The 25,295-nt window shown below is 59.1% G+C and carries 23 protein-coding genes; 8 read left to right on the forward strand and 15 right to left on the reverse strand.

Annotated features, from left to right (window positions below; translation table 11 throughout):
* Together VHB22_RS16175 and VHB22_RS16180 are read right to left on the reverse strand one after the other, a co-directional pair.
* Positions 1–291 (reverse strand): hypothetical protein, encoded by a 291-nt coding sequence (locus tag VHB22_RS16175; protein ID WP_325458021.1) that lies wholly within the window; start codon positions 289–291, stop codon positions 1–3.
* Positions 284–934 carry a ParA family protein gene (locus tag VHB22_RS16180; RefSeq protein WP_325458022.1) on the reverse strand — a complete coding sequence of 217 codons (651 nt, stop codon included), beginning with the start codon at positions 932–934 and terminating at the stop codon, positions 284–286. The genes VHB22_RS16175 and VHB22_RS16180 overlap by 8 nt, the downstream gene beginning before the upstream one ends.
* 260 nt (positions 935–1,194) lie before the next feature.
* Here VHB22_RS16180 and VHB22_RS16185 point away from each other — a divergent pair, with 260 nt between their 5' ends.
* The 3 genes from VHB22_RS16185 to VHB22_RS16195 are packed head-to-tail and all read left to right on the forward strand — an operon-like array spanning position 1,195 to position 2,269.
* Positions 1,195–1,434, forward strand: coding sequence for a hypothetical protein (locus tag VHB22_RS16185; protein ID WP_325458023.1), 240 nt, complete (start codon positions 1,195–1,197; stop codon positions 1,432–1,434).
* Positions 1,435–1,461: 27 nt separating this feature from the next.
* Positions 1,462–1,920 (forward strand): hypothetical protein, encoded by a 459-nt coding sequence (locus VHB22_RS16190; RefSeq protein ID WP_325458024.1) that lies wholly within the window; start codon positions 1,462–1,464, stop codon positions 1,918–1,920.
* The gene (locus VHB22_RS16195) at positions 1,913–2,269 is read left to right on the forward strand and encodes a hypothetical protein (RefSeq protein ID WP_325458025.1); all 357 of its coding nucleotides are present in this window, start codon (positions 1,913–1,915) and stop codon (positions 2,267–2,269) included. The genes VHB22_RS16190 and VHB22_RS16195 overlap by 8 nt, the downstream gene beginning before the upstream one ends.
* Positions 2,270–2,323: 54 nt before the next feature.
* On the opposite strand, the gene VHB22_RS16200 is transcribed toward VHB22_RS16195, so the two are convergent.
* Positions 2,324–3,043: an outer membrane protein gene (locus tag VHB22_RS16200; RefSeq protein WP_325458026.1), complete on the reverse strand. Its 720-nt coding sequence runs from the start codon at positions 3,041–3,043 to the stop codon at positions 2,324–2,326.
* 298 nt (positions 3,044–3,341) lie between these two features.
* Here VHB22_RS16200 and VHB22_RS16205 point away from each other — a divergent pair, with 298 nt between their 5' ends.
* A complete protein-coding gene (locus tag VHB22_RS16205) occupies positions 3,342–3,746 on the forward strand; it encodes a GNAT family N-acetyltransferase (protein WP_325458027.1) in 405 nt (134 codons plus the stop codon).
* 11 nt (positions 3,747–3,757) lie between these two features.
* On the opposite strand, the gene VHB22_RS16210 is transcribed toward VHB22_RS16205, so the two are convergent.
* From VHB22_RS16210 to VHB22_RS16225, 4 genes are all read right to left on the reverse strand, one after another.
* Positions 3,758–4,900 (reverse strand): alpha-hydroxy acid oxidase, encoded by a 1,143-nt coding sequence (locus VHB22_RS16210; protein ID WP_325458049.1) that lies wholly within the window; start codon positions 4,898–4,900, stop codon positions 3,758–3,760.
* A gap of 57 nt (positions 4,901–4,957) precedes the next feature.
* A complete protein-coding gene (locus tag VHB22_RS16215) occupies positions 4,958–5,335 on the reverse strand; it encodes a cyclophilin-like fold protein (protein ID WP_325458028.1) in 378 nt (125 codons plus the stop codon).
* Positions 5,336–5,590: 255 nt separating this feature from the next.
* Positions 5,591–6,835 (reverse strand): beta-ketoacyl-[acyl-carrier-protein] synthase family protein, encoded by a 1,245-nt coding sequence (locus tag VHB22_RS16220; protein WP_325458029.1) that lies wholly within the window; start codon positions 6,833–6,835, stop codon positions 5,591–5,593.
* 96 nt (positions 6,836–6,931) lie between these two features.
* The gene (locus VHB22_RS16225; protein WP_013215797.1) at positions 6,932–7,201 is read right to left on the reverse strand and encodes an acyl carrier protein; all 270 of its coding nucleotides are present in this window, start codon (positions 7,199–7,201) and stop codon (positions 6,932–6,934) included.
* 327 nt (positions 7,202–7,528) lie between these two features.
* Here VHB22_RS16225 and VHB22_RS16230 point away from each other — a divergent pair, with 327 nt between their 5' ends.
* Both VHB22_RS16230 and VHB22_RS16235 read left to right on the forward strand, forming a co-directional pair.
* Positions 7,529–9,250, forward strand: coding sequence for a long-chain fatty acid--CoA ligase (locus VHB22_RS16230; RefSeq protein ID WP_325458030.1), 1,722 nt, complete (start codon positions 7,529–7,531; stop codon positions 9,248–9,250).
* Positions 9,247–9,681, forward strand: coding sequence for a MerR family DNA-binding transcriptional regulator (locus VHB22_RS16235; RefSeq protein ID WP_325458031.1), 435 nt, complete (start codon positions 9,247–9,249; stop codon positions 9,679–9,681). Before VHB22_RS16230 ends, VHB22_RS16235 begins: the two co-directional genes overlap by 4 nt.
* 48 nt (positions 9,682–9,729) lie before the next feature.
* Here VHB22_RS16235 and mfd read toward each other — a convergent pair whose 3' ends face one another.
* Positions 9,730–13,215: a transcription-repair coupling factor gene (gene mfd, locus VHB22_RS16240; RefSeq protein WP_325458032.1), complete on the reverse strand. Its 3,486-nt coding sequence runs from the start codon at positions 13,213–13,215 to the stop codon at positions 9,730–9,732.
* A gap of 8 nt (positions 13,216–13,223) precedes the next feature.
* Positions 13,224–13,496 (reverse strand): succinate dehydrogenase assembly factor 2, encoded by a 273-nt coding sequence (locus VHB22_RS16245; protein ID WP_325458033.1) that lies wholly within the window; start codon positions 13,494–13,496, stop codon positions 13,224–13,226.
* 227 nt (positions 13,497–13,723) lie between these two features.
* Here VHB22_RS16245 and recG point away from each other — a divergent pair, with 227 nt between their 5' ends.
* Positions 13,724–15,838, forward strand: a complete 2,115-nt coding sequence (gene recG, locus VHB22_RS16250) for an ATP-dependent DNA helicase RecG (RefSeq protein WP_325458034.1) — start codon at positions 13,724–13,726, stop codon at positions 15,836–15,838.
* On the opposite strand, the gene VHB22_RS16255 is transcribed toward recG, so the two are convergent.
* The 4 genes from VHB22_RS16255 to glmU all read right to left on the reverse strand — a co-directional run bounded on the left by VHB22_RS16255 (position 15,835) and on the right by glmU (position 21,383).
* Positions 15,835–16,674 carry a DUF502 domain-containing protein gene (locus VHB22_RS16255; RefSeq protein WP_325458035.1) on the reverse strand — a complete coding sequence of 280 codons (840 nt, stop codon included), beginning with the start codon at positions 16,672–16,674 and terminating at the stop codon, positions 15,835–15,837. The two genes, recG and VHB22_RS16255, sit on opposite strands and share 4 nt — an antisense overlap.
* A gap of 42 nt (positions 16,675–16,716) precedes the next feature.
* A complete protein-coding gene (locus VHB22_RS16260; protein ID WP_325458036.1) occupies positions 16,717–17,973 on the reverse strand; it encodes an SPOR domain-containing protein in 1,257 nt (418 codons plus the stop codon).
* A gap of 94 nt (positions 17,974–18,067) precedes the next feature.
* Positions 18,068–19,888 (reverse strand): glutamine--fructose-6-phosphate transaminase (isomerizing), encoded by a 1,821-nt coding sequence (gene glmS, locus VHB22_RS16265; RefSeq protein ID WP_325458037.1) that lies wholly within the window; start codon positions 19,886–19,888, stop codon positions 18,068–18,070.
* Between the two features lie 142 nt (positions 19,889–20,030).
* The gene (glmU, locus tag VHB22_RS16270) at positions 20,031–21,383 is read right to left on the reverse strand and encodes a bifunctional UDP-N-acetylglucosamine diphosphorylase/glucosamine-1-phosphate N-acetyltransferase GlmU (protein WP_325458038.1); all 1,353 of its coding nucleotides are present in this window, start codon (positions 21,381–21,383) and stop codon (positions 20,031–20,033) included.
* A gap of 354 nt (positions 21,384–21,737) precedes the next feature.
* Between glmU and VHB22_RS16275 the strand changes: the two genes are divergently transcribed.
* Entirely contained in the window at positions 21,738–22,592 is an 855-nt protein-coding gene (locus VHB22_RS16275; protein ID WP_325458039.1) for an SPOR domain-containing protein, read from the forward strand.
* Between the two features lie 127 nt (positions 22,593–22,719).
* Here VHB22_RS16275 and ypfJ read toward each other — a convergent pair whose 3' ends face one another.
* Positions 22,720–23,673, reverse strand: coding sequence for a KPN_02809 family neutral zinc metallopeptidase (gene ypfJ / locus VHB22_RS16280; RefSeq protein WP_325458040.1), 954 nt, complete (start codon positions 23,671–23,673; stop codon positions 22,720–22,722).
* Positions 23,674–23,813: 140 nt separating this feature from the next.
* Positions 23,814–25,253, reverse strand: a complete 1,440-nt coding sequence (locus VHB22_RS16285; protein ID WP_325458041.1) for a malonyl-CoA decarboxylase — start codon at positions 25,251–25,253, stop codon at positions 23,814–23,816.
* Positions 25,254–25,295: the final 42 nt, after the last annotated feature.

Genomic DNA, 25,295 nt, shown 5'->3' on the forward strand with positions numbered 1-25,295 from the left:
CTATTCCCCTCCGCTGAACCTTTTCGCCTTCGCCAGCAGAGCAAGGGCTTCTTCCATCACGTCTGCGATGCTGGCGTCACAATGCTTGGCGAGATCGGACGCAAGTTGCTTATACGCAGGCGTGCAGCGGTAATTGATCTGCGCCGTCCGGGTCGCTCCCCTCTTCCGCTGTTTCGCCGTTAGCGACGACCGGCGCTCGGCGCGCTGCCGCTTCTCTATGCGCTCGGGCTCGGCCGCATAGCCGGTCTGGAACATGCTCGCAAAGCTATCGACGGCTTCATCCTCACGCATGGGAAGCCTCCTTTTGCTTTGCGCCGGCAAGCGCTGCCTGCTTGATCTCGGCCCAAAGCGCATCGATCTCCGCCGCTGCGGCCTTGTCCTTCTCAGGACCCGTTTTCCCGCTCGTCATGGCGTTGATGTACGGCACGCGATGCGCAACGGCCGTCCGGGCGATCGGGATCTTGTAGGTGTGCAGTGTGTTGCGGGCATTCTCGCCAAGAGACTTCGCCTCCCGAGAGTTCACGTCGTTGAGCACACAGAGATAGGCCGTCCCGAGCTGCTGGCAGAGCCGCACGCAGTCCTGAGACGCCATCAGGTCCAGACCGCTCGCCCGCATGGGGATGATGACCAGATCGCAGACCTTGATTGCATCCTCGGTCACCGTTAGCGAACCGGGCGGACCATCGAGCAGCACGATCTCATAGGGTGCCGTCAGCCGCAGTGCCTCGATCGCATCACTTGCTCGGTCTTCCCCAGTCAGAAGCGCTGGGTTGTCTGGCGAACCGCGCCGCATGTACCAGTCGGAATAACTGCCCTGGCTGTCGAGATCGACGACACAGACGGCATTGTCCTGAGCGGCGCGTACAGCGAATGCGGCCGTCAGAGTTGACTTACCAACCCCGCCTTTCGAGTTCAGCACACCAATCACGAGCATGCCTAGTCCCTCCAAAAATGCCTAGGCGTGATGTCTAGGCAAAAACTCGATGCCTATACGTTGGCGAAATGCCTAGACAATGCAGAATGACTGAACAGAAACAGGCGCTTGCGTGTTGCATTGTCTAGGCACTTTCCAATCTGCATTGCAACTTATGAGACCCGATTTCAGGCATTACTAAACCATATTGACAGTAGTAAGATAGCTTACTATAGTAGATGTGTCAACTACGGTTCAATAGGAATCAGGGATAAGCTGCCATGCAGGACTTCGACACTATGGAGAACGACGGCATGGGACCTAAACCTGGGTACAAGCAACCAAGCCGCGAAGGTCAAAAGGCCGTCGCGTTTTGGCTCGAAGAAGACGTGAGAGCTGCCTTCAAGATCGCCGCTACTGAAAACGGCACCACGATGCAGGAAGCGTTCGAGACCTGGGTGCTGGAATATGCCGCGGGACCGTTGAAGCGCATGAAACGCAAGGACAGGCCCAGCGCCTGATCAACAACTCAACGAGGAAGAGACGTCATGGCTTCAAATACGAATGGGCAGACGATGCCCGATGATACTGCAAGACCCTCGCGCCGACGGGCCTTGTCGGTACTGGCCGCTAGCGTCCCGGCAATCGCAACGGCAGGACAGGTAAATGCTGCAGCGATGCCGTCTCGAGAATTTCTCGAATGTAAGGCGCTGTTCAACGAAGAGACGAAGATCGGCGAAATTTACGGAAACACTTCCCCAAATTCACCGGACTATGACCGCTACCAAGAACAATATGGCGAGGCTGGCGAAAAATTCGATGTAGCGCTCGATCGGCTCATCGCCACACCTCACACTAGGCAAAAAATGGAAGAGCTTATAACGCTGGCAGCGTACGACGAAGATCTCGCGCCATTCGGTTTGGAAAATTATGACGAGCGGCAGATAAAAATAATGGCCGCAGCAAGGGACACGTTCAAAGCGATCGGAGGATGCGTCAATGTCTGAAATTATCTCACGGCGGCTTGGCACGCCGACCTATTCGCCCGAAATGCTGGAAATTGTCCGCGCGTGGAACGAGTGGGGAAGCACCGATACCAACGATGAGACTGTGATCGATCATCTCCGCGGGAATTGCAATACAGCGATTGCTAAGTTGGTCGAAACGAAAAGGCTGACTTGGGCTCACGTTGGAGAACTGGCATTGGCGTGGCGCATTCTCTGCTGGCAAGGCGACGAATGCATCAGCTGGGTTGAAGATGCCAGCGTAGAGCGCGCATTATGGAAGGCTATCGAGGAACTGACCGGCGCATCGATGGACGAAGGAGAAACTATCGCTCTTCGGCAAGCTTCCTAATCTAGTGGTAAGGCGGTTCGGAGCAATCCGGCCGCCTCGTTGCTCTAGACATCTTCAGCGAATTGGCAGCACGTAGGATAAGCCCAAGCGCACCGTTTCATAATTTCCCCCGAGAACTGTCGACTGCGAAGCTTGCGCTTCCTTGGAAAACGACACATTCTGGAGCGTTTCAAGCTTTGTGTAGCGGACCTCTAGATTGGCATGCCAGCTCTCGGTGAGACGATATTCGAAGCCGCCGCCGAAGGTCGGACCACTCAGGGTCGTTCTCACGTCTTCAAGATTGAACGATTTTTCGAAACTCTGATCGACCTTTGAAAACGTCCATCCCCCCAATCCGTAGATCAACGTCGTCGGAGAGGCCAGCCAACCCGCCTTTCCGACAAAGCTTGCAGACCATGCAATATCCCGAGTGCACCGCCCCTCTTCTTCCGAGGACACGTAGACGTTGCTTTCCATGCCATCCGACCAATGATAGTGGCACTTTTGAGCAAGGCTCGTTCCGAATGGATCGTAATCAATCCCTACTCCGATGACGGCGTTCTGTATTCTCCAGTTGGCAGCCAGCGAGAAACCTCCATTCCAGGTCGTGTCGCTTCCGTCCATCGATCGGGCGGTATCGTCGATTTCGCTCACAAACGAACTTTGGGTTGCGCTGTTGTAGTGCCCCAGCTGCGTATAGGCTCCAAATGAAATAGCCGACCATTCGTCAGCTCTGACTTGGCCTGACGCGGTGCCCGCAAATAGCCCCACAAGAATTGCTATCGTTCCCTTCATACGAATGCCCTCCCCCCCAGCAATTCGCAGCGTCGCATGTGGCTGCGGAGAAAAACAGGATTTGAGCGAAAGGCTTTGGGGGATAGAGAAGCGATCCGCAGTGGCTCTTGTTGGTATTTTTGTTGGTATGTTCTGAAGATTGAAAACTTAAGTATAAGAAATAAATCGCTTTTTTGCTTGTCGTGTGTATGCTGGCGGGCCACCATTTGCGCGCGATGGTCCGGTTGAGGGATATTCTCTCACACCACCATATTCCTCCGGGTGGTCTGCACGCGCGAGGGCTGGAAGGGGTCGACCCATGGCAATTCATTATCAGAAGGTCGACGGGCTCGATCCCGATACATTCATCGATTTGCTGAGAAGTTCAGGGCTAGCTGAACGGCGGCCGGCCGACGATCGCGATCGGATCGCGCGTATGCTTGCGGGCTCGAACCTCGTCGTTGTCGCACGCAATGGCGACAAGGCTGTCGGCGTTGCCCGATCCATAACGGACTATGCATACTGCTGCTATCTGTCCGATCTTGCCGTCGATGTGAGGTATCAAGGACAGGGCATCGGGCGGCAACTGATCGCGGAGACGCGCCGGGCGGCAGGACCCGAAACCATGTGCCTGCTCGTATCGGCGCCGAATGCAGCTGGTTTTTACGAAGCTATTCAAATGCCAAGGCAGGCAAATGCTTTCATGTTTCCGCGCCAGCAATAAGGGCCGCGAGTTCAGCTTGCACCGATAAGCGCCGTCCTATCGATATCCGCAACGTGGCGAAGTCCAGCGAGCGCCATTGTAACGTCGAGTTCCTTGGCGATGATGTCGATGGCCTTGCTCGCTCCTTCTTCGCCTGCCGCAGCAATACCGTAGAGGTAAGCCCGGCCGAGCAGGCACGCACGTGCCCCAAGCGCCAGGGCACGGAAGACGTCCTGTCCGGTACGAATACCTCCATCGAACAAGACTTCTGTCTCTGAGCCGACGGCATCGACGATGCCTGGCAGCATAGAGATCGACGACGATGCCCCATCCAGCTGACGTCCGCCATGGTTGGATACAACGATAGCGTCGGCACCGGCTTTGACCGCTTCGCGCGCATCTTCGACATCGAGGATACCTTTGATGATGAGCTTTCCCGGCCAGCGCTCCTTAATCCAGGCAACATCGTTCCAAGACAGCGCCTGATCGAATTGGCTATTGATCCAATCCATGTAGGACCGGAGGTGCTCGGTCCCGGCGATGCGGCCCTGCACATTGCCGAAGCTTTTGCGCTTACCGAGAAGAACACCCGCGATCCACGCCGGTTTCGAAAGGATGTGCGCAATCGTTTGCAGACGGATGCGCGGTGGAACCGTCATGCCGTTACGAATATCGCGGTTGCGTTGTCCCAGGACCTGCAAGTCGGCGGTCAAGACGAGTGCGCTGCATCGAGCGGCCTTTGCGCGTGCAATAAGATCGGCGATAAAGCCGCGGTCCTTCATGAAATAGAGCTGGAACCAGAAAGGCTTTTCGACCGCTGCTGCGACATCCTCGATCGAGCAAATCGAAAGCGTGCTGAGAGTATACGGAATGCCGGCTTTTTCGGCCGCACGCGCTGCCGCGATCTCGCCATCGCGCCAGGCCATGCCTGTCAAACCGACAGGACCGAGAGCTAGCGGAAGCGGGTTACGACCGCCGAGAACCGTTTGCGATAGATCCCGATTAGCGGCGCCTCGCAAAATACGCTGTCGGATTTTGATGCCTGCGAGGTCGTCGCGATTGGCTCGTAGCGTCTCTTCGGAATAGGAACCGGATTCGTAATAGTCCATGAACTCGCGCGGCACGTTGCGGTGCGCGAGACGACGCAGATCTTCGATGCAGGCGACGGATTTCAGCTTCACGTGCTCAGTCCGGAGGTGCCTGCGATTGCCGGTCGATGGATGCCGGAAAACTCAGCCATCTTCATGGATGGAAATTGCCACGCCAGGGTGAACCGACTTAAGCTGGCGCACGTCATCCAATGCTTGGGCCCATACATTGCACGGTCCGGCAAGACGAATTTCAGTGCGCGTCCGCGATAACGGGGTAGGACCGAACCCGATCGCGATTGCATCGCCGTCAGGCCAGAAAGCGATGTCGCCGGGCTTAACGACGACGCGGGCATCGGGCTCTGCTACGGAGGTCACAGGTGCGTCGAAATAGACTTCTTCGCCCCACGTCCTGGCGGCGGCTTCGATCGGCAGCGCGGCCCAAATTCTCTCCGCGGTCGGCGTATCCAGCAATTTTGCACGGATCGCCACGCCTCCCGCACGGATCACGATCTTTCGCATACGCCTCAACCCCTTAAGGCCTGCGCGACCTACCGACGTCAGACGGCCGCAAGGAATAAGTCTCTCATTGCAAGCCAAGGTCTTCAAGGGTTTCGAGACGCGCACCGCCAACAAAATGCTCCGACACTGTAGAGGTCCCACAGGCCCATTCAGCTGTGACGTCGGCGCAGCATTGTTGTAGTGATGCCGCGCTTTGCTATGGCCGCGGAAAAATCGCCGGCCGCGCGTACTTCAAATGCGCGCCGTTGAGCGATTTCAGGCAGGCGGCGGACCGAACACCAACACCGCATTGAGGCCACCGAACGCGAACGAGTTCGACATTACGTAGGTGACCTTCTTCTCACGGCCAACATTCGGGATGTAGTCGAGATCGCAGCCCTCGCCGGGCTCGTCGAGACCAATCGTGGGGGGGACCCAGCCCTCATGCATTGCTTTGATGCAGGCAACGGCTTCGATACCGCCGCCAGCGCCAAGCGGATGCCCGTGCATCGATTTGGTCGACGAGATCGGCAGCTTGTAGGCGTAGTCACCAAAGACTTCCTTGATGGCCTTCGTCTCGTTGATATCGTTGTCCATGGTCGCCGTGCCGTGAGCATTCAAGTAGTCGATCTGCTCCGGCTTGAGCCCCGCGTCGGCAAGTGCATCGCGCATCGCGACGCTCGGCCCTTCGACGGTTGGCTTGACCATGTCCTGGCTGTCCGACGCCATGCCGTAACCGCAGAGCTCGGCAAGAATCGTTGCGCCGCGCGCTTGCGCGTGCTCAAGGCTTTCCAGGACAAGAATGCCCGCGCCTTCGGCCAGCACGGTGCCGTTGCGCTTCTTGGCAAACGGAAAGCAGCCCTCGGGCGATAACACGTGAAGCGCCTGCCACGCCTTCATCGTTCCGTAGTTGATGACGGATTCGGATGCGCCGGCAATCGCAACATCGACGACGTTGTCGCGAATATAGTCGCGGGCGATGCCGATGGCGTGCGTCGCCGTCGAGCAAGCCGAGCAGGTCGCAAACGTCGGACCTTTGACGCCGAATTCGATGCCCACATGGGCAGCCGCCGAAGAACCGATGATCCGTAGCAGCGTCAGCGGATGCGTAGCGCGCTTGTTATGAATGAAAAGGTCGCGATAGGCAGTTTCGAATGTGACGAGACCGCCGGCACCCGAGCCGATAATGCAGGCCGAGCGATAGGGATCGGCCTCCGGCAATTGCAGCCCCGACATGCGTACCGCTTCATCGGCAGCCGTCGCCGCGAACCAAGAGTAACGGTCGGCGAGCGTAATGATCCGGTCGCGCTTAAAATGCTTCAGCCGCTGCTTCGGGTCGAAACCCTTGATCTGCGCCGCAATCAGAATCTTGAGATCGTCCAGCGGAAAGCCTTCAAGAGCGCTGACGCCCGATCGGCCGGCTTTCAACCCCGACCAGAACTCATCAACCGTCGTGCCGATCGGCGTTACGACTCCTAGGCCCGTAACAACGACGCGCCGTCCCGGTTTACTTTGCGACATCAGAACTTTCTTTCTCGTCTCACGACTATGCGGACGCTGCGGTCAGGGCCGGCGTCCGCATCATCGCTTTCGTAGAGGGGGTTGCCGCTGAAATCGTCAAGCTTTAGCGGCAGACGCCTGCTTCGCTGCGATCAGCGACTTGACGCGGTCAACGACGGAGCCGACGGTCTTGAACGCCTCGACTTCTTCGTTGGCATTGTAAGGAATTTCGATACCGAAGCCGTCTTCGATGTCGAACACGATCATCGCAAGATCAAGAGATTCGATCTTGAGATCTGTAAGCTGGGTGTCGAGCGAGATATCGTCGCGCGGCTCCTTCATATGCTTCTTGAGGATATCGATAACCTTAGTCGCGACTTCGTCCATTGGCCTCTCCCACCCTCGCAGACCACTGCGATGGGCCAGTTTTGCTTGGCATCTACTAAATCAAGACCACTATATCAGCAAGCGGGGGGGTCACTTATCCTTAAACGCCAGTCAAGTCCAGCAGCGGACAGTCGCGGGCCGGATATGGCCGCAAAAAGTCCCCGAAATCGGCGGGTTAAGCGCCGTTTCGAGTGCGGACATCGTGTATCGTCGGCTAGCCTTTAGAGCTCAAAAGTTGTTCAATCCGTCGCGACTCTGCGACACGGATTCGATATTCGGATTCCCAGATAAGCGACTTGGATCCACCTCTGACCCAATCGGCCCGCCATGACGCCTGAAGCCGCCGCCCAGCCGCCCGCGTCGACGTCCCATCCCTGGCTCGCCGCCTATCCGCCGGGTATCGATTGGCACATGCCCATCGCGACGGGTCCGCTTCCGTTGCTTCTGGAGCGCGCAGCCGAGCGTTTTTCCGACCGCCCCGCCATCAGCTTCCTGGGCCGGACGACGTCCTATGCCGATCTCGCCACGCAGGTGGAACGCGTCGCCGCAGGTCTCCAAGGGATAGGGATCAAACGCGGGACGAAGGTCGGGCTTTTTTTGCCTAATACGCCGACTTTTGTCGTTTATTACTACGCAATACTGAAAGCGGGTGGCACGGTCGTCAATTTTAACCCTCTTTATACCCTTGAGGAGCTGACCTTCCAAGCCAAGGACAGCGAAACAGAGGTGATGATCACCCACGACCTCGCGGCACTCTTTCCGAAGCTTGAAGAGCTGATGCTGCGCGGGATCATAGGCCGCACGGTCGTCGTCCCGTTCCGCAGCGTCCTGCCGCCTTTCAAGGGCCTTTTGTTCTCGGTCTTCAAAAGGGCAGACATTGCAGACGTCGCCCATTCCCGCGCCGCGGACAAAATCATCGAGGGAGCGCGACTTGCAGCAACAAGCAGGAGTTTTGCGCCTGTCGAAATCGACGCCGACAACGACGTCGCCGTGCTTCAATACACGGGGGGCACGACCGGAACGCCGAAGGGCGCGATGCTCACTCACACGAACCTGACAGCCAACACCGAGCAGATCAGGGCGTGGGGCATCAATCTCGTGCCCGGCGAGGAATCGATCCTCGGCGCTCTCCCCCTGTTCCACGTTTTTGCGATGACGGTGGTCATGAACATGGCCGTGGAGTTGGCCGCGAAGATCATCCTGATCCCGCGTTTCAAGCTCCTGGATGCTTTGAAGCTGATCGACCGGGAAAAGCCGACGATCTTGCCTGCGGTGCCGACGATCTTCACCGCCATGCTGAACTATCCGGAATTCAAGTCCTACGATGTGTCGTCGCTTCGGTTTTGCCTCTCGGGCGGCGCGCCGCTTCCGATGGAAATCAAGCTGAAGTTCGAAGCCGTGTCCGGCGCCAAAGTCGTCGAAGGTTACGGGCTGTCGGAGGCATCCCCAGTCCTAACGTGCAATCCGATCGAGGGCGAGCCCGTCGCAGGGTCCATCGGGCCCCCTCTCCCCGGTACGATCATATCACTGCGTGATCTTGATGACCCGACGAAAGAAGTCCCGCAGGGCGACCGCGGAGAGCTTTGCGCGAAAGGCCCGCAGGTCATGAAAGGTTATTGGAAGAAACCCGCAGAAACCGAAAAACAGTTCGTCGGCGACTTCCTGCGCACCGGCGATGTTGCGGTGATGGACAAGAACGGCTGCTTCTCAATCGTCGACCGGATCAAGGATCTGATTATCTGCTCCGGCTACAACGTCTATCCCCGCCGGATCGAGGAAGCCATCTACGAGCATCCGGCCGTCGAGGAAGTCACGGTGATCGGAATTCCTGATGCCTATCGCGGCGAAGCACCCAAGGCTTTCATCAAGCTGAAAGGCGGGACGACTGCGACGGCTGCCGATATTCTGAAACATCTCGAGCCGAAGATTTCGAAGATCGAAATGCCGGCCGAGATCGAGTTCCGCGATCAGCTTCCCAAGACGATGATAGGAAAACTGTCGAAAAAGGAACTCGCTGCGGAGGAAGCCAAGCGCGGCGGAAGAGTATGAACGGCAAGGCGCCTCATCTCGCTGAGCATAAGGTGGCCGATAGCGGCGCCGGGGCAGACGCCACCCATTCGATATCGGCCCTGGCAAAAGAATTCGGCATCACGACGCGTACGATCCGTTTTTACGAAAGCCGCGGTCTTATCTCGCCCCAGCGCATCGGTACGGCACGACGCTATTCGAAGCGCGACCGGGCGCGGCTGATGCTGATCCTGCGCGGACGTAATCTCGGTTTTTCCATTGAGGACGTCAGCCAATATCTCGCGCTCTACGATGCCGATCCGGGCCAGCTCGCCCAGACGCGGCTGCTGCTCGACAAGGTGAGAACCGCGATCAACGAATTGCAAATGAAACGGCGCGATATTGAGCGTTCACTGGCCGACCTAAGCGATATCCGCGCGCGCTGCGAGGCTCATTTAAAACGTGGCGACTAACGGACCTTGCGCTCCGTTACGGGGATTTCGGCTATCGATTTACAACTCTCAGGCCGCCTGCTTGGTCTTGCTTGCAATATCCGCGAACTGCTGGATAAGCGTCCTCACTCCCTTGAGACGTGTTTCGGGTAAATCCCAATCGGCGCGATAGACGAGCCGCTGATCGGGCTGCACCTTCAATGCGCCGCGTGAATTCTGAACGAAGGCAATCAGGCCCTCCGGATTTGCGAAACGCCCCTTGTGCAGCGTGATCACGCCGCCCTTCGGCCCGGCGTCGACCTTCGCGATACCGGCAGCGCGGCAGAGCCCCTTGATCTCCATGACGTCGAGCAAATGCTCGACTTCCGGCGGCAACGGGCCGAACCGGTCCACAAGCTCTGCGGCGAATGAATCGATCTCGGAACGCTTTTCGAGACTCGACAGACGTCGGTAAAGCCCAAGCCTGAGCTGCAAATCCGCGACGTAGCCTTCCGGAATCATAATCGACGTGCCGAGCTGGATTTCCGGGCTCCACTTGTCATCGGCTTCGATTTCGCCGCCCTTCATCGCAGCGACGGCCTCTTCCAGCATCGACTGATAGAGTTCGAAACCAACCTCGCGAATATGTCCCGACTGTTCCTCGCCCAGCAGGTTGCCCGCGCCGCGAATATCGAGATCGTGCGATGCCAGCGAAAAGCCTGCGCCAAGCGTATCGAGCGATTGCAGAACCTTGAGACGCTTTTCGGCGCCCTCGGTTAGCGACTTGCCTGGCGGCGTCGTGATGTACGCATAGGCACGCGTCTTCGAACGTCCGACGCGGCCGCGCAACTGATAAAGCTGTGCGAGTCCGAACATGTCCGAACGATGCACGATCAGCGTGTTCGCATTCGGAACGTCGAGACCGGATTCAACGATCGCCGTCGAGAGCAGGATGTCGTACTTGCCCTCGTAGAATGCGGTCATCACGTCTTCGAGTTCCGTTGGCGACATTTGTCCGGTCGCTCGGGCAAAGACGAGATCGGGCACGGCTTCGCGCAGAAACTCGGCGATATCGTCGAGATCGGAAATGCGCGGTGCCACGTAATATGTTTGGCCGCCGCGGAATCGTTCGCGACGCAACGCCTCTTTTAAAATCACCGGATCGAATGGCGAAATGAACGTGCGGACCGCCATGCGGTCAACCGGCGGCGTCGTGATCAGCGACAGCTCGCGTACGCCGGTCAGCGCCAGTTGCAGCGTGCGCGGTATCGGCGTCGCTGAGAGCGTCAGCACGTGCACGTCCTCGCGCATTTTCTTGAGGCGCTCTTTGTGATTGACGCCGAAGTGCTGTTCCTCGTCGATGATGAGAAGCCCAAGCCGCTGGAACTCGATTGACTTGCCGAGCAGCGCATGCGTGCCGACGACGATGTCGATGTCGCCGCTCTTAAGACCAGCTTTAACCTCGGCGAGACCTTTGGCGCCGACCATGCGCGACGCTTGCGCAATGCGAACAGGCAAGCCTTGGAACCGCTCGGTGAATGTCCGGAAGTGCTGGCGCGCAAGCAAGGTCGTCGGAACGACAACGGCGACCTGCAGGCCATTCATCGCAGCGACGAACGCCGCGCGCAAAGCGACTTCCGTTTTGCCGAACCCGACATCGCCGCAGACAAGCCGATCCATCGGTCTGCCGGACGCGAGATCGGCGAGCACCGCGTCGATGCTCGCGGCCTGATCCTCCGTTTCTTCGAATGGAAAGCGCGCGACAAATTCATCGAATGCGCCGGTCGGCGGAACCAGTGCGGGCGCTTCCCGCAAAGCTCTGAGCGCCGCGATCTTGATCAGCTCGTTGGCGATCTCGCGCAGACGCTTTTTGAGCCGCGCCTTGCGTGATTGCCACGCAACGCCACCGAGACGGTCGAGCTGCGCATCACCTTCGTCAGCGCCATAGCGCGACAGGAGTTCGATGTTCTCGACAGGCAAAAACAGCTTGTCGCCGCCGGCGTAATGCAGTTCGAGACACTCGTGCGGCGCGCCGAGCGCTGTGATCGTCTGCAATCCCGCAAAGCGGCCGATGCCGTGGTCGCTGTGCACAACGAGATCGCCGACGGAGAGGCTCGTTGCTTCCGTCAGGACGTCAGCGGCCTTCCGCGCACGGCGACGCTGGCGCACGAGACGATCGCCGAGCACGTCCTGCTCGGCAATGACGGCGAAATCCGGCGTCTCGAAACCTTCCTCGATGCCGAAGACTGCAAATGCCGTTGCATCCGGCGGAAGCGCCAGTACCTCGGAAAAATTATCGACCTTGTGAATGTCCTTGAGACCATGATCGGTGAGGAGCGTGATCAGGCGTTCGCGTGCGCCAGGCGTCCACGACGCTACGATCACGCGGCGCGGTTCGCCATGAATGCGCCGTATGTGTCCGACGACGGCATCGAAAACGTTGTTGTCGGGATCGGCACGCTCCGCAGCGAACGTGCGCCCGCGACGCCCTTTCATCGCGTAGTTGTTGGCCGTGCCGGGATCGTCGAAGGGCGTCAGTCGCGAGACCGTCCGCGCGCCCAAGGCCGAAGCCCAATCTTTGCCGTCGAGGAACATCTGATCGGGTGGCACGGGCTTATACGGCGGCGCACCGAACCGCTGACCTTCGAGAGAATCGACGCGCGCCTCATAGTGCTCGCGGATCTGCTCGAAGCGCTTTTGGATGGCTTCGTCCGCCATATGGTCGAAGCTGACTCCGGCACCCGGCAGATAATCGAATAACGTCTCCAACGACGGATGGAAGAACGGCAACCAGTGTTCCTGGCCTTGATAGCGCCGCCCGCTGCTGACCGCTTCGTAAAGTGGATCGTCCCCTGTATTGCCGCCGAACAGCGCGACATAGCGCGTCCTGAATAAAGCGGTCGCGGCATCGCCGAATGCGACCTCGCTCACCGGCATCAGCGAGAATTTCGGTACGGCCTTCAGCGAGCGCTGCGTTTCGGCGTCGAACGATTTGATGCTTTCAAGCTGGTCGCCGAAGAAATCGAGACGCAGGGGATTGATGCGCCCCGGAGGATAAAGATCGAGAATACCGCCCCGCTGGGCGTATTCGCCCGGCTCCATCACCGTGCTCGACCGGTCGTAGCCGTAGGACTCGAGACGTTTGATTAGTTCCGCTGGATCGATCCGCTGTCCTGGGGCAATTGTCTTGACGGCACCGCGAATGAAACTCTGCGGCGGTACGCGTTGCAAAACCGAATTGACGGTCGTGACGACGAGCGTCGGCTTTTTGCGTCCGCCGATGGCAAGGCGCCCAAGCGTCGTTATGCGTCGCGCGACGATCTCTGCGTTCGGGCCTGTGCGATCATATGGAACGGTATCCCATGAGGGGAACGGAACGACCGCAACGTCGGGCGCAAAGAACGCGACGGCTGCCTGAAGTTCTTCCAGCCGCCTGTCGTCCCTGGCAACGTGCAGGTGGAGGCCGGGTTGATCGCCGCTGCGCGCTGCGCGTGTTATGTCCGCAATGACCCGGCCGTCGAACCCCTCGGGGACGCCGGAAAACACGATATTGGAACTTTGCGACTTGTCGGTCATTTCGAAATTCAATTTGCCTTGTCGGCGAGCCGATGAAAAACGCGAATATCTGCGACCAGATCCCCAAACTCAGCCGCGGCACCCTCTCCCGAGAAGACCCAAGTCTGCACCATGGGGTCGGGCAAATTCAGCAGCATCTCGAAACGCGCAAGCTCGTCAGGCGTAAAATCTGCCAGCCGGGCGTCCGCGTAACGGCCGACCAGAACGTCCATTTCCTTCGTGCCGCGGTGATGCGCACGATAGGAGGCGCGTCGCCGCCGCATATCGAAATCGTCCGTCATCGGATGCCCGGGTTGCATGACAAAGGGATATCGGCCCCTCCGGCTTGACTGGCGAGCGGTGAGCCGCCACGGTGCGCCGTCCGTGCGAAGGGTTCCTATAGCGCTCAGAGCCTTCGACGCCTAGCGCAGAGAGCGGTGCGTATTGCCGCGACCCATCGTTTACGGCCCTATTGTGATGACGCCGGCAACGGTGCACGGACCTTCCTGAATTTTGGCCGATTTCGACAATGCGCCCCTCGTCTCTCAATCCGCTGTTCGCGTCGGCGCAAACCCTGTCGGGCATCGGGCCGAGACTCATCCTGCTTCTGAAGAAGTGCCTGGAACTGCCGCCGGGCGTGGCAGAGCCGCGCGTCATCGATATGCTCTGGCATATGCCGACCGGCGTTATCGATCGCCGCGCCGAGCCGCAACTTGCTGCTGCCGTTCCGGGGACCATCGTGACGCTTCAGCTGCGCGTGCTCAAGCATAAACCGCCGCCGCGCGGAAACAAGAAGGTGCCATACAAGGTCACGTGCGAAGACGACACTGGGCGCATCGATCTCGTATTTTTTCACGCCGAACGCAAATTCATCGAGAAGCAACTGCCCGTCGGCGAGTTGCGTTTTGTCTCCGGCCGCATCGAGCGCTACGGCGAAGCGTTGCAGATGGCGCATCCCGATTACATCGTCTCGCCGGAAGCGCGCGACGAGCTGCCGATGCTGGAGCCGGTGTATCCGCTCACGGCGGGATTATCTGGAAAGATCGTCGTCAAGGCGACGCGTCAGGCAATCGACCGCATTCCCGATCTGCCGGAATGGCAAGACGAACGGTGGCTCGCGGCGCGTAACTGGCCGCCGTTCAAGGAGGCGTTAAGCCGGGTTCATCACCCGACCGACGCTCAGGACGTATCGAACGGTGCTGGCCCGTGGCAACGCCTGGCCTACGATGAATTGCTCGCCGGTCAGCTTGCGTTTGCGCTGGTCCGGCAAAATCTGAAGGCCGAGCGCGGCCGCAGGCTAGCGGGCGATGGAAGCATACAAGCGAAAATCGTTGATGCGCTTCCGTTCTCGCTGACGACCTCGCAGAAAACGGCGCTTGGAGAAATCGCGGAAGACCTCGCTGCGCCACACCGAATGTTGCGTCTTCTTCAAGGCGACGTCGGCTCAGGCAAGACGGTCGTGGCGCTGATGGCGATGGCTGTCGCAATCGAAGCGGGTGCGCAGGCGGCCCTGATGGCGCCGACAGAAGTGCTCGCCCGCCAGCACGCGGAGACGATTGCGCCGCTTGCGGAAGCTGCGGGGCTTGGCATCGGATTATTGACGGGACGTGAGAAAGGCAAAACGCGCGACGCCATCCTCGAACGGCTTTTGTCCGGCGAAATTCAGATCTTGATCGGTACCCATGCTCTGTTTCAAAGCGATGTGCAATTCAAGGATCTCGCCGTTGCCGTCATTGATGAACAACATCGCTTCGGCGTGCACCAACGCCTGGCGCTTCAAGCGAAAGGCGCAAACAACGACACGAACGTGCTGGTAATGACGGCGACGCCGATACCGCGCACGCTTCTGATGACCCACTACGGCGATCTCGACGTGTCGAAGTTGACCGAGAAGCCGGCCGGCCGCAAGCCGATCACCACCAAAGCGATTCCGCTGGAGCTGCTCGAACGGCTGATCGACCGCATTCGCACGCAGCTTGCCGAGGGCGCGCAGATCTATTGGGTGTGCCCTCTTATCGAAACGTCGGAATTGTCCGATCTCGCCGCCGCAGAGGAACGTTTCGCGCATTTGCGTCAGACGTTCGGTGACGGCGTTGGCCTTCTTCACGGCGGTCTTTCCGGCAAGGAGAAAGACGAGACGATGGCCGCCTTTGCCGAGGGGCAGCTTAAAATTCTGGTCGCGACGACTGTCATCGAAGTCGGCGTCAACGTGCCGAACGCAAACATCATGGTGATCGAGCACGCCGAGCGCTTCGGCCTCGCGCAGCTGCATCAGCTTCGTGGCCGCGTCGGCCGAGGCTCGCGCGAGTCGTTTTGCATGCTGCTCTACAAGGCCCCGCTCGGCGAAACGGCAGAGCAGCGCCTCAAGATGATGGAAGAGACCGAGGATGGCTTCAAAATTGCCGAGAAGGACTTGGAGCTTCGTGGCGGCGGCGAAATTCTTGGCGCGCGCCAAAGCGGAGCGCCCGGCTTTCGCGTCGCCGAAGTGCCCGGTTACGAAAACCTGCTGGCGGCCGCAAGCGATGATGCCGCGCTCGTGCTGGCGAACGACCCGAATCTCAATTCGCCGCGCGGCAAGGCGCTCAGGACATTGCTCTATGTCTTCGAATGCGACGAAGCCGTGCGGCTGTTTCGAGCGGCTTAAGTGCCCGTCTTATCGCGTCCGGCCGGGAAGGTGAATCCAGGCGGCATGCCTATACCGACGCGCTTTAGCTTATCGTCGACATTCGGCATGACGATACCTGCGGAAAGAATGATCTTCGCGGCCTCCTCAACCGTCATCGACAGAAAGACGACGTTCGCGCGCGGTACAAAGCAGATGAAGCCGGTCGGCGGCACGATCCCCGTCGGCATAAACACCGTTAAAAGATCACTCTCGCCGCCGGGGGCCACGTCTTTGATTTCCCCGGTCGTCTCCCCGGTAACAAAAACAAGACTCCAGATTTCCTTCGATGGAAACTCGATCATCCCGACTTTTTGAAAGCTCTGGTTCGGTCCAGCCGTCGAGATGACGCTTTCGAATATTTGCTTCAACGCGCCGTAGACGTTGCGAACGATCGGCGTGCGCGAGAGCATCAACTCGCCGGAAGAAACCAGCGTACGGCCGAGAAGGTTTGCGGCAAGCGCTCCAATGAGCGTGAGCCCGGCGATAGCCACCACCAGGCCGAGCCCCGGAATCGGAAAGGGCAGATAGGTGTCGGGATTGAACGCCGTCGGCAGGAGAGGCTTGATCCAGGCATCAACCCAATGGATCACGCCCCACATGATCCAAAGCGTGATCGTGACCGGGCCGACGATGACGAGGCCGGTCAGAAAAGCGTTGCGAAAACGCGATCCCAGCCGCCATCCGGATCTGTTATCGCTGCTGCTGCTAGCCAGCCGCTTCAAGCCTTCCGTGAGTTGGGCTGCATCCGGTCCCCCGGCTCCTGCTTGCCGCTTGGGACCATGCTCCGGATCGGGTGCAGAGGGAGTAACGCTCATGCTCTCCTACGCGGGACAGACGCCCGACGGAGTTCGGGCGCCCTAGTTTGTCACGACCAGGCAATCTAGGCCACTGGTCCTGAGCTTGTTGCAAATTCCTCTTGGTTCATCTTGTGAAGCGTAACTGCCGATACGGACCCGATAGAAGGTTCCCATGCTGCCGATAACCTTTTCATCGACCGTCGGCACGCGATTGTCGAGTTCCGCACCGTGCTGGGCCGCAATCTTCTGCGCCAGCGCTTCGGCTTCGGCGCGGGAGCGCAATGCTGCGATATGGATTTTGTATTTGCCCTTAGTCGCGTGCGTTTTGGCGTGCGCTTTGTGACGGTCAACCTCGCGGGCGGAAGAAGCACCATGATTGACGACAGTTGCGCTACTCCAGCTTGAGATTTCTGGCGACGTCGGCGCGGTCGACGCGGTCGTGACACCTGCGGCTGCAGACGGAGCTGTTGAGGCCGGCGATGCGCCGCCACCGAACAGATTCGAGAAGAAATGGGTGACGCCGGAGCCGAACGAAGATGATTGTGGCGCCGCCGCAGCTGGTGCGGGCGTACCTCCCGCCGTAATCGTAGAGCCAGCAAGCGAGTCGACCGGAGCATAAGCCGCGCGCGCGCGTGCCGCCTCCTGGGCCGACGCGCTTGACGCATCCTGACGGGTCACAGGCCCGGTGGGGCTCGAATTGCCAGCGGCTTTTTTATTCGCCGCTGCCGCTTGCGCCACGGCGGCGGCGGACAATCCCGCTGCATTCGCATCGGCACCAGACGTCGGCGGCGTTGTTGCCGCGCCAATAACGCGTTCGGGACCTTTGCCGGTATCCTGGATTCCAGCCATTTGATAAGCCTCGGCGCGTTCGGCCGTCGCCATATCGCGATCCTTGCCGGTGAGGCCGTTTTTCAGCCAAAGCGCGCTTGTCAGGTCTGAAATGGCGAGACCGGGCTGCTTCTGCTTTTTGTAGGCGATGCCCCTCGTATAGAGGGCCTTTGCTGTTTCCGGCGGGCTGAGACCGCCCGTTTTGAGAGCAGCGGTGAGTTGTTCGACGGCAGGTTGGTATCGCCCATTGGCGAACTGCTTCAGGCCGGCATCGTAGGCTTGCCGCGCGGCTGCTCGTTTTTGCTCGTCCCGAGATTGTTTCGAGTCCTTGGCGGCTTGCGCTGCTTGTGGCGTGGCCTTCGAGCTTTTTGCCCGCGCGACGCTCGACGATCCTGCCCACGCCACCGCAAACGCGCACGCCGCGGCGCAAGCGAGCATGAAGCTTCGCGCGAGCCTCCGGTATTGCGTCATGTGCGATTCGTCCCTCATGACCACGTCTTTAGGCGCCGCAACCTCCTCCCCCTTATTGCAATCAGCCGAACTGGGCAATTTCAGGGCCCGGTTTCTGCTGCCTTTTCCCCTTCTATTCGACAGTCACCGACTTAGCCAGATTGCGCGGCTGATCGACGTCGGTGCCAATCTGCACGGCCGTTTGGTACGCGATGAGTTGGGTCGGCACCGCATAGAGCAAGGGGGTTATGAAGGAACTGATCTTAGGCATCTGAATATGCGCGGCAAGCTTGCATCCGGCCGCTTCCGGTGATGCGTCCGAGATCAAGATGATCTGACCGCCACGCGCCGCTACCTCCTGTAAGTTCGAGACGGTCTTTTCGAAAAGATCGTCTTCCGGCGCAACGACGATCACAGGCACGGTTTCGTCGATCAGTGCAATCGGTCCATGCTTCAGCTCACCGGCAGCATAGCCCTCTGCATGGATATAGGAAATTTCCTTGAGCTTGAGCGCGCCTTCAAGCGCAATCGGGAAGCTCGATCCGCGACCAAGATAAAGAACGTCGCGTGCCTTCGCGAGGTCCTGGGCGATGCTGAGATATATTTCCTCGTTACGCAGGATCGAGGCGACGTGCCGGGGCACTTCCGTCAAGGCCGTGACGAGCGCTGTCTCTTGTTCGGGTTTAATTTCGCCTCGCGCACGGCCAATGGCAATTGCCAAACAGGCGAGGACAGAAAGCTGACAGGTGAACGCCTTCGTGGAGGCAACGCCGATTTCGGGGCCTGCGAGGGTCGGTAAGGCCGCGTGCGATTCACGCGCGATGGTCGAAGTGCGGACGTTGACGATGGAAGCGATACGTTGCTTGTTGCTCTTGCAATAGCGCAGCGTCGCCAAGGTATCCGCCGTCTCGCCCGACTGCGAGACGAAGATGGCGAGGCCATTTTCTGCCAGCGGAGCCTCGCGGTAGCGCATTTCCGACGCGACATCGATGTCGACAGGCACGCGCGCCAATCGCTCGATCCAATACTTGGCGACAAGACCGGCATAATAGGCCGTGCCGCAAGCGGAGATTGTCACGCGGCTGATGCCGGCGAGATCGACGCCGAGATCAGGAAAATTTACGCGGCCGGATGCCATGTCGAGATAGTTTGCGAGCGTATGAGAAATGACTTCCGGCTGCTCGTGGATTTCCTTCGCCATGAAGTGGCGGTAATTGCCTTTATCGACCAGCAGAGAACTCGCGACCGCTTTGATCACGGGCCGGTCGATGCGCGCGCCATCTCGGTCGTAGATTTCGGCACCCGACCGGCGCAGGACGGCCCAATCGCCTTCCTCCAGATAGGTGATAGCGTCCGTGAACGGTGCCAATGCGATGGCATCGGATCCGAGATACATCTCGCCCGAGCCATGACCGATCGCGAGAGGCGAACCCTTGCGAGCCGCGATCATCAGATCGTCATGCCCGGCGAAGATTATTCCGAGTGCGAACGCGCCTTGAAGCTGATTCAGTGCCTTGTGCACGGCGGCGATCGGATCGTTGCTTCTCTCCATTTCATCAGTGATGAGATGGACAACGGCTTCCGTATCGGTATCTGTCTCGAAGTGATGTCCCTTGGCTTCGAGCTTGGCGCGGAGATCGCGGAAATTTTCGATGATGCCGTTGTGAACGACGGAGACTTTCTCCGTCATGTGCGGATGGGCGTTGCGCTCGATCGGCCGGCCATGCGTCGCCCAGCGTGTATGGCCGATGCCGGTCCGTCCCGCCAACGGCTCATCGAGAAGTCGTCTTTCGAGATTGCGCAGCTTGCCTTCCGCGCGCCGGCGCGCAAGCGTGCCATCCTCAACCGTTGCGACGCCAGCAGAATCGTAGCCGCGATATTCAAGCCGACGCAGCGCATCGACTAAGTCGTTCGAGACGGACGACTTTCCAAGTATACCGACGATCCCGCACATCAGGTGTCCCCCAGCTGACTCGCCCCGTCCGAACGATGGGGGCCGTTAAGGATCTTCTCAAATCACAGAGTGTTTCAGATTAACGCCTGCATGTGATGTAGCAAGTCTAATCCCCAAGTTCCCAATATCGTTAATAGATTGCTTAACGTCCCGCCTTGCGGCGGGCCATCAGCGTGCGGAACTTATCGGCCCATCCAGGCCGCTCCTCCTGGGTCGCGCGCTCAAGCGCCAGAGCGCCCGGACTGACGTCTTTCGTAATGACGCTGCCGGAACCGATATATGCCCCCGCGCCGACCGAGACGGGCGCGACGAGCGAGGTATTCGAGCCGATGAAAGCGCCCTCTCCGATTTCCGTCTTATGTTTGAAGTACCCATCGTAGTTACAGAAGATGGTACCCGCGCCGACGTTCGCCTTGGCTCCCACGATACCGTCGCCGAGATAGGCAAGGTGGTTCGCCTTTGCGCCCGGTCCGAGTGTCGTATTTTTTACTTCGACGAAATTACCGATATGCGCGCCCCGTCCGATCCGGGCGCCGGGCCGGAAGCGGGCAAAGGGACCGATGCGCGCACCTTTTCCGATCACCGCATTTTCGAAGTGGCAAAATCCTAGAATTTTGGCGCCTTCCTCGACGACGACGCCCGGCCCGAAGACGACGTGCGGTTCAATGAAAACGTCGCAGGCAATCCGTGTGTCGAACGAAAGCCACACAGTATCGGGCGCGATCATGGTCACGCCTTCGCGCATGAACGCCGTCCGGGCGCGCGACTGCCAGATTGCTTCGGCCGCCGCCAACTGGTCACGCGCATTGACGCCAAGGACCTCGTCCTCGTCGCATTCGACAACGGCGGCGGTCAGACCGTCCACAATCGCAAGTTCGACGACGTCCGTTAGATAAAATTCACCCTTGGCGTTGGTATTGCCGATCCGGGACAACAGCTGCGAGAAGTTAGACACGCGGAGTGCCATCACGCCCGAATTGCAGAGGCTGATCCGCCGTTCGACGCCGGTCGCATCTTTTTCCTCGCGAATTGCGACAAGACTGCCTTTGTGATCGGTCAGCAGCCGTCCATATCCTGTCGGATCTTTGGGGCGGAATCCGAGAACGGCAATATTCGCACCGCCGTCGAGCGCTCTTTGCATTCGCGCCAGCGTCTCGGCGCGGATGAGCGGCGTATCGGCGTAGAGCACGAACACGTCGCCGCGATGTGCTTCGAGTTGCGGCCGTGCTGCCAGCACTGCATCCGCGGTGCCTCGTTGCTTCGCCTGGATGAAAACGTGAGCGGCCGGGATCACGCGCTGCGCCTCGCGCGCAACAGCGTCCATCTCCGGGCCGACGACAACTGCTACCTCACCGCTGAATTCCGACGTGGCATTCAACACGTGCGCCAGCATCGACTGTCCGGCTATCGGATGCAGAACCTTCGGCAACGACGATTTCATGCGCGTGCCCTTGCCGGCGGCAAGAACGACGAACAGCGGGACGGAGGCGCTCATGAAGAACCTTGCAATACGACGACTGGAGCAGAGAAGCTCTCCGGCCGTTGCGCCGGAGCGACAAGCCATAGCGCCCGCCGTCCCCTGGCCGCAAGCGCGCCGCAAGGAAGCAGAATTTCACCTTTGGAAAAGCGCCCGACCGTTCCCGCAGAGAAATCATTTTGCTCAGAATTTTCCAATGGATGCCGCTCTCCTAAGGCATCTTTGCAACCATCCACAACTTCGGCGCAACACATCCCATCCGAGCATTGCGAATGGCTGCGCGGCGACCCAACGTTTCCGATGCAGCAGAAATGATTCGGGGAAATCGCTCTGCTCGACCTTTCCCCGACGGAATTTGGGATACTACAGCTCATGATCAAACCCGCCATTGACAAGCCGGTCCGTAGGAAAGCGGTTTTAACGCCCTACGCCGTTCTGTGGTCGATGCTCGGAACACTGGGCTTAGGATATCTCGGCGTGGCGATCTTCGAGCCGCAATGGCTCGGCGATCTGACGCCATCGCACGCCGACAGCCAGCGGGCCGCAACAGAGGCCGCCGTCACGCAGCTCACCGCAGACGTCGCCAACTTGAAATCGTCCGTGGCAAATATCCAGACCGACGTCGTTGGCGTGAAGTCGGAGATCGCGGCACAGGCTCAGCAAACACAGATGCTGGGAACGCAGCTGACGGCGCTCGACGATAAGGTCCGCTTGGCCCAGACGCCCGTTGCGTCGAACACCGCGACGCCCGAAAATCCCGCGCAACCGGCCAATGCCGTTGTCGCTTCGACTGATACCGACCTACCAAGCGATGCGGACGGCGCCGAGCAACCGCTCCCTGCAACAAAGATTATCAACGCAAAGCCGGAGAAATCGCAAATCATCACCGGCAGCGTTGAAAAACGGCACGCGAAGCCGAAAGCAAGTGCCGCGAATTTCGGCGCTCCCGAGGTCAAGCCCGTGCGTAAACCCATCGGCATCGAACTCGCGTCGGCTGCATCATTGAACGGTCTGCGGTTGAACTGGCTGCAGCTCTCGACCGAGCACGGCAACCGGTTGAAACGGCTGAAGGCGCGCTACACCAGCAACGGCAATCCGGCGAACCCGAATTTCAACCTGATTGTCGGCCCTGTCAGGACGAAAGCGGAAGCCATTAAGCTTTGCCGCGATTTGCAAGCAGAGGCCGTGTCATGTCGGGTGGGCGATTTTACCGGAAACGCGCTCTAAAAATTATATCGTTGCCCGCTGCAGGGTACCATTTGCTGCAGAGGGTACCATTTAAAGAAACAAGAAGGCGCCGACTGAAACGTGTCGGCGCCTTTCGTTATATATAAAATCTCGATCTCACCCAATATTACGGACTGGACGTGTTGAACGTATCGCACGCGTCCATGCGGCCCGTTTCGAAACCTGTCTTGAACCAGTGGACACGCTGCGCCGCTGTTCCGTGTGTGAATGCATCCGGAACGATGCGTCCCGTCATTCGCTTCTGAATCATGTCATCGCCGATCTGCGATGCCGCATTCAACGCTTCCTCGATGTCACCCGGTTGCAGGCGCTTTTTCATCTGATCGTTAAGGTTCGCCCATACGCCCGCCAGGCAGTCGGCCTGCAATTCCGTTCGCACCTGAATATGGTTTGCGGTTGCTTCGTCGCCAGCGCGCTCTTTTAGCTCCTGCACCTTGTCGAGGATACCAAGCTGCTTCTGCACGTGATGGCCGACTTCGTGCGCAATGACATAGGCCTGAGCGAAGTCGCCGCTGACATTGAACCTTCTCTTCAATTCGTCATAGAAGGCGAGATCGACATAGACCTTTTGATCGAGCGGACAATAGAACGGACCCATCGCAGCCTGTCCTGCGCCGCATGCCGTGCGTGTAATGCCCGAATAGATAACGAGCTTGGGATCGGGATACGTCCGGCCGAAGCTCTTAAAGACCGCTGTCCAGACGTCCTCGGTATCGGCGAGAACCCTGCTGATGAATGCTTTCTCGTCGTCTTCACTTGCAGTCTGCGTCTGCGGCGAGCCGGGTAGCCCCGGGATATTGCCCGGAGATCGCTCCGCGGGGCGTTCGGAATGAGGCATTTGAGGCATGTTGATCTGCCCACCCGTGCCGAACAGCACATCGAGCGGATTGATGCCCATGAACATCATTAGCGCGCCGATGATCAAGAGCGTCGTGATGCTGAAACCGCCCTTGCCCCCGATCGGAATTTGAATCCCGCCACCCGGAAACATTCCGCCGCCGCCTTCCCCGCGGCGATCTTCGACGTTGGAGCTCTCACGGTCGTTCTGGTCGTAGCGCATGGTGGCCCTGTGCTTGGCGAATGCGTTCCTGTTTCGGCATCGCGTAATATCCGCGCGCCGCGTAACGGCGGCGACTCATACTGCACGGGCAAAATGCCAAGACAAGGGCTTCCTTCAGGCCCTTGCAGCGCACATGCCGATTATTCGGCCTCCGGCGGACGATCCCGTTTTGGCTTTCTCGCGCTCGGCAACGCAAGGAAATCGGGCGCATCCGCGAGCGCCTTCACTTTGCTGCCCGATTTCAGCAAAGACTTGACGCTTCGCGAAGCCGCAACTGTTCCGTCCTGGGCGTAAGCTTCGTGATTGCGTTCGATCTCGGAAAGCTCATAGCGATAGTTGACCATCAGCCCGTGGGCTTCCCGCAGGCCGCGCTCGGAAGTGTCGGCCAACCAGTTCAGCCGCTCCAACCGTGCGCCGTTGCCGAGATGAAACCGTGCAACAGGGTCGACCGGCCGCTCATCCGCCGATTTTGCGACCAGAAAGTATTGTGCAGCGAGCGACAACAGGATGGGCCTGATCTCCTCGGCATCCCCATTATCGCGTAATACATCATCCACCCAGCGGGGATCATGGAGCTTGGCGAGCACGTTGCGATCGTCGGAGCTAAGGCCGCCATCGCCTTCGACAGCCAGCACACGATCGAGCCAGCGCGCAAAGCTCGGAGCCGGTGAAAGTGTCACAAATGTCTTTAGGCTCTGGCTATCGCGGACGAGGTCCTCGACGACTTGCTTTAGCAGGAAGTTGCCGAACGAAATCCCCTTTAGCCCTTCCTGGCAATTCGAAATCGAATAGAAGACCGCTGTCGTCGGCGGCACGTCGTCATCGTCGCGATGCGCATCGAGAACGGCCGAAATCGTGTCGGGTATCTCCCGCATCAGAGCCACCTCGACGAAGATCAACGGCTCGTCGACCAATGATGGATGAAAAAACGCAAAGCAGCGCCGGTCTTTCGGATCGAGCCGGCGGCGCAGATCGTCCCAGCCACGAATTTCGTGTACGGCTTCATATTCGATGATTTTTTCGAGGATCGCCGCCGGGGTTTGCCAGTCGATGCGGCGCAATACCAGGAATCCGCGATTGAACCAGGATGTCAGCAACCGTTGCAGATCACGATCGACGGCAGCCAGTGTATCGTCCGATTTGAGATGCCGGACGAGATCAGCTCTTAGCGCCACGATTTCGCCCGTCGCGCCGGGTGCGAGGTTCAGACGCCGGAAGAACTCCATGCGCGGGCTATAGGCAGCGTTCTGAAGAACCGCCAATGTCTTGTCCGACGGGTGATCGAGATAGTCGCGCGCTGCATCTGCGAGCAGAGCTGCATCCGGCTGCAGCTCATCCGCGAGAAAGCGATAGAATTGCAAACGTTCTTCAGCCGCCGCTTTTTTGAGTTGTATGAGTAGCTGCCGAGCGATCGCAACCCCAGAAGCTTCGCCGCGCCCGGACATCAATGCGCGTGAGAGAACCTCGATCGACTCACCGCCTCCCGCCCCGAACAGCGCCTTGGGCAACAGAGCCCGGCTTTGCTCGGCAATGGAGTTCATCAGCTCTTGGAAGAACGAGACGTTCACGCGTTCACTCATTTGCGGCAAAAACCTCGCGTTAACTTTTGATTAACGATATCG

Source organism: Hyphomicrobium sp. (assembly GCF_035548195.1).
GTDB lineage: Bacteria > Pseudomonadota > Alphaproteobacteria > Rhizobiales > Hyphomicrobiaceae > Hyphomicrobium_B.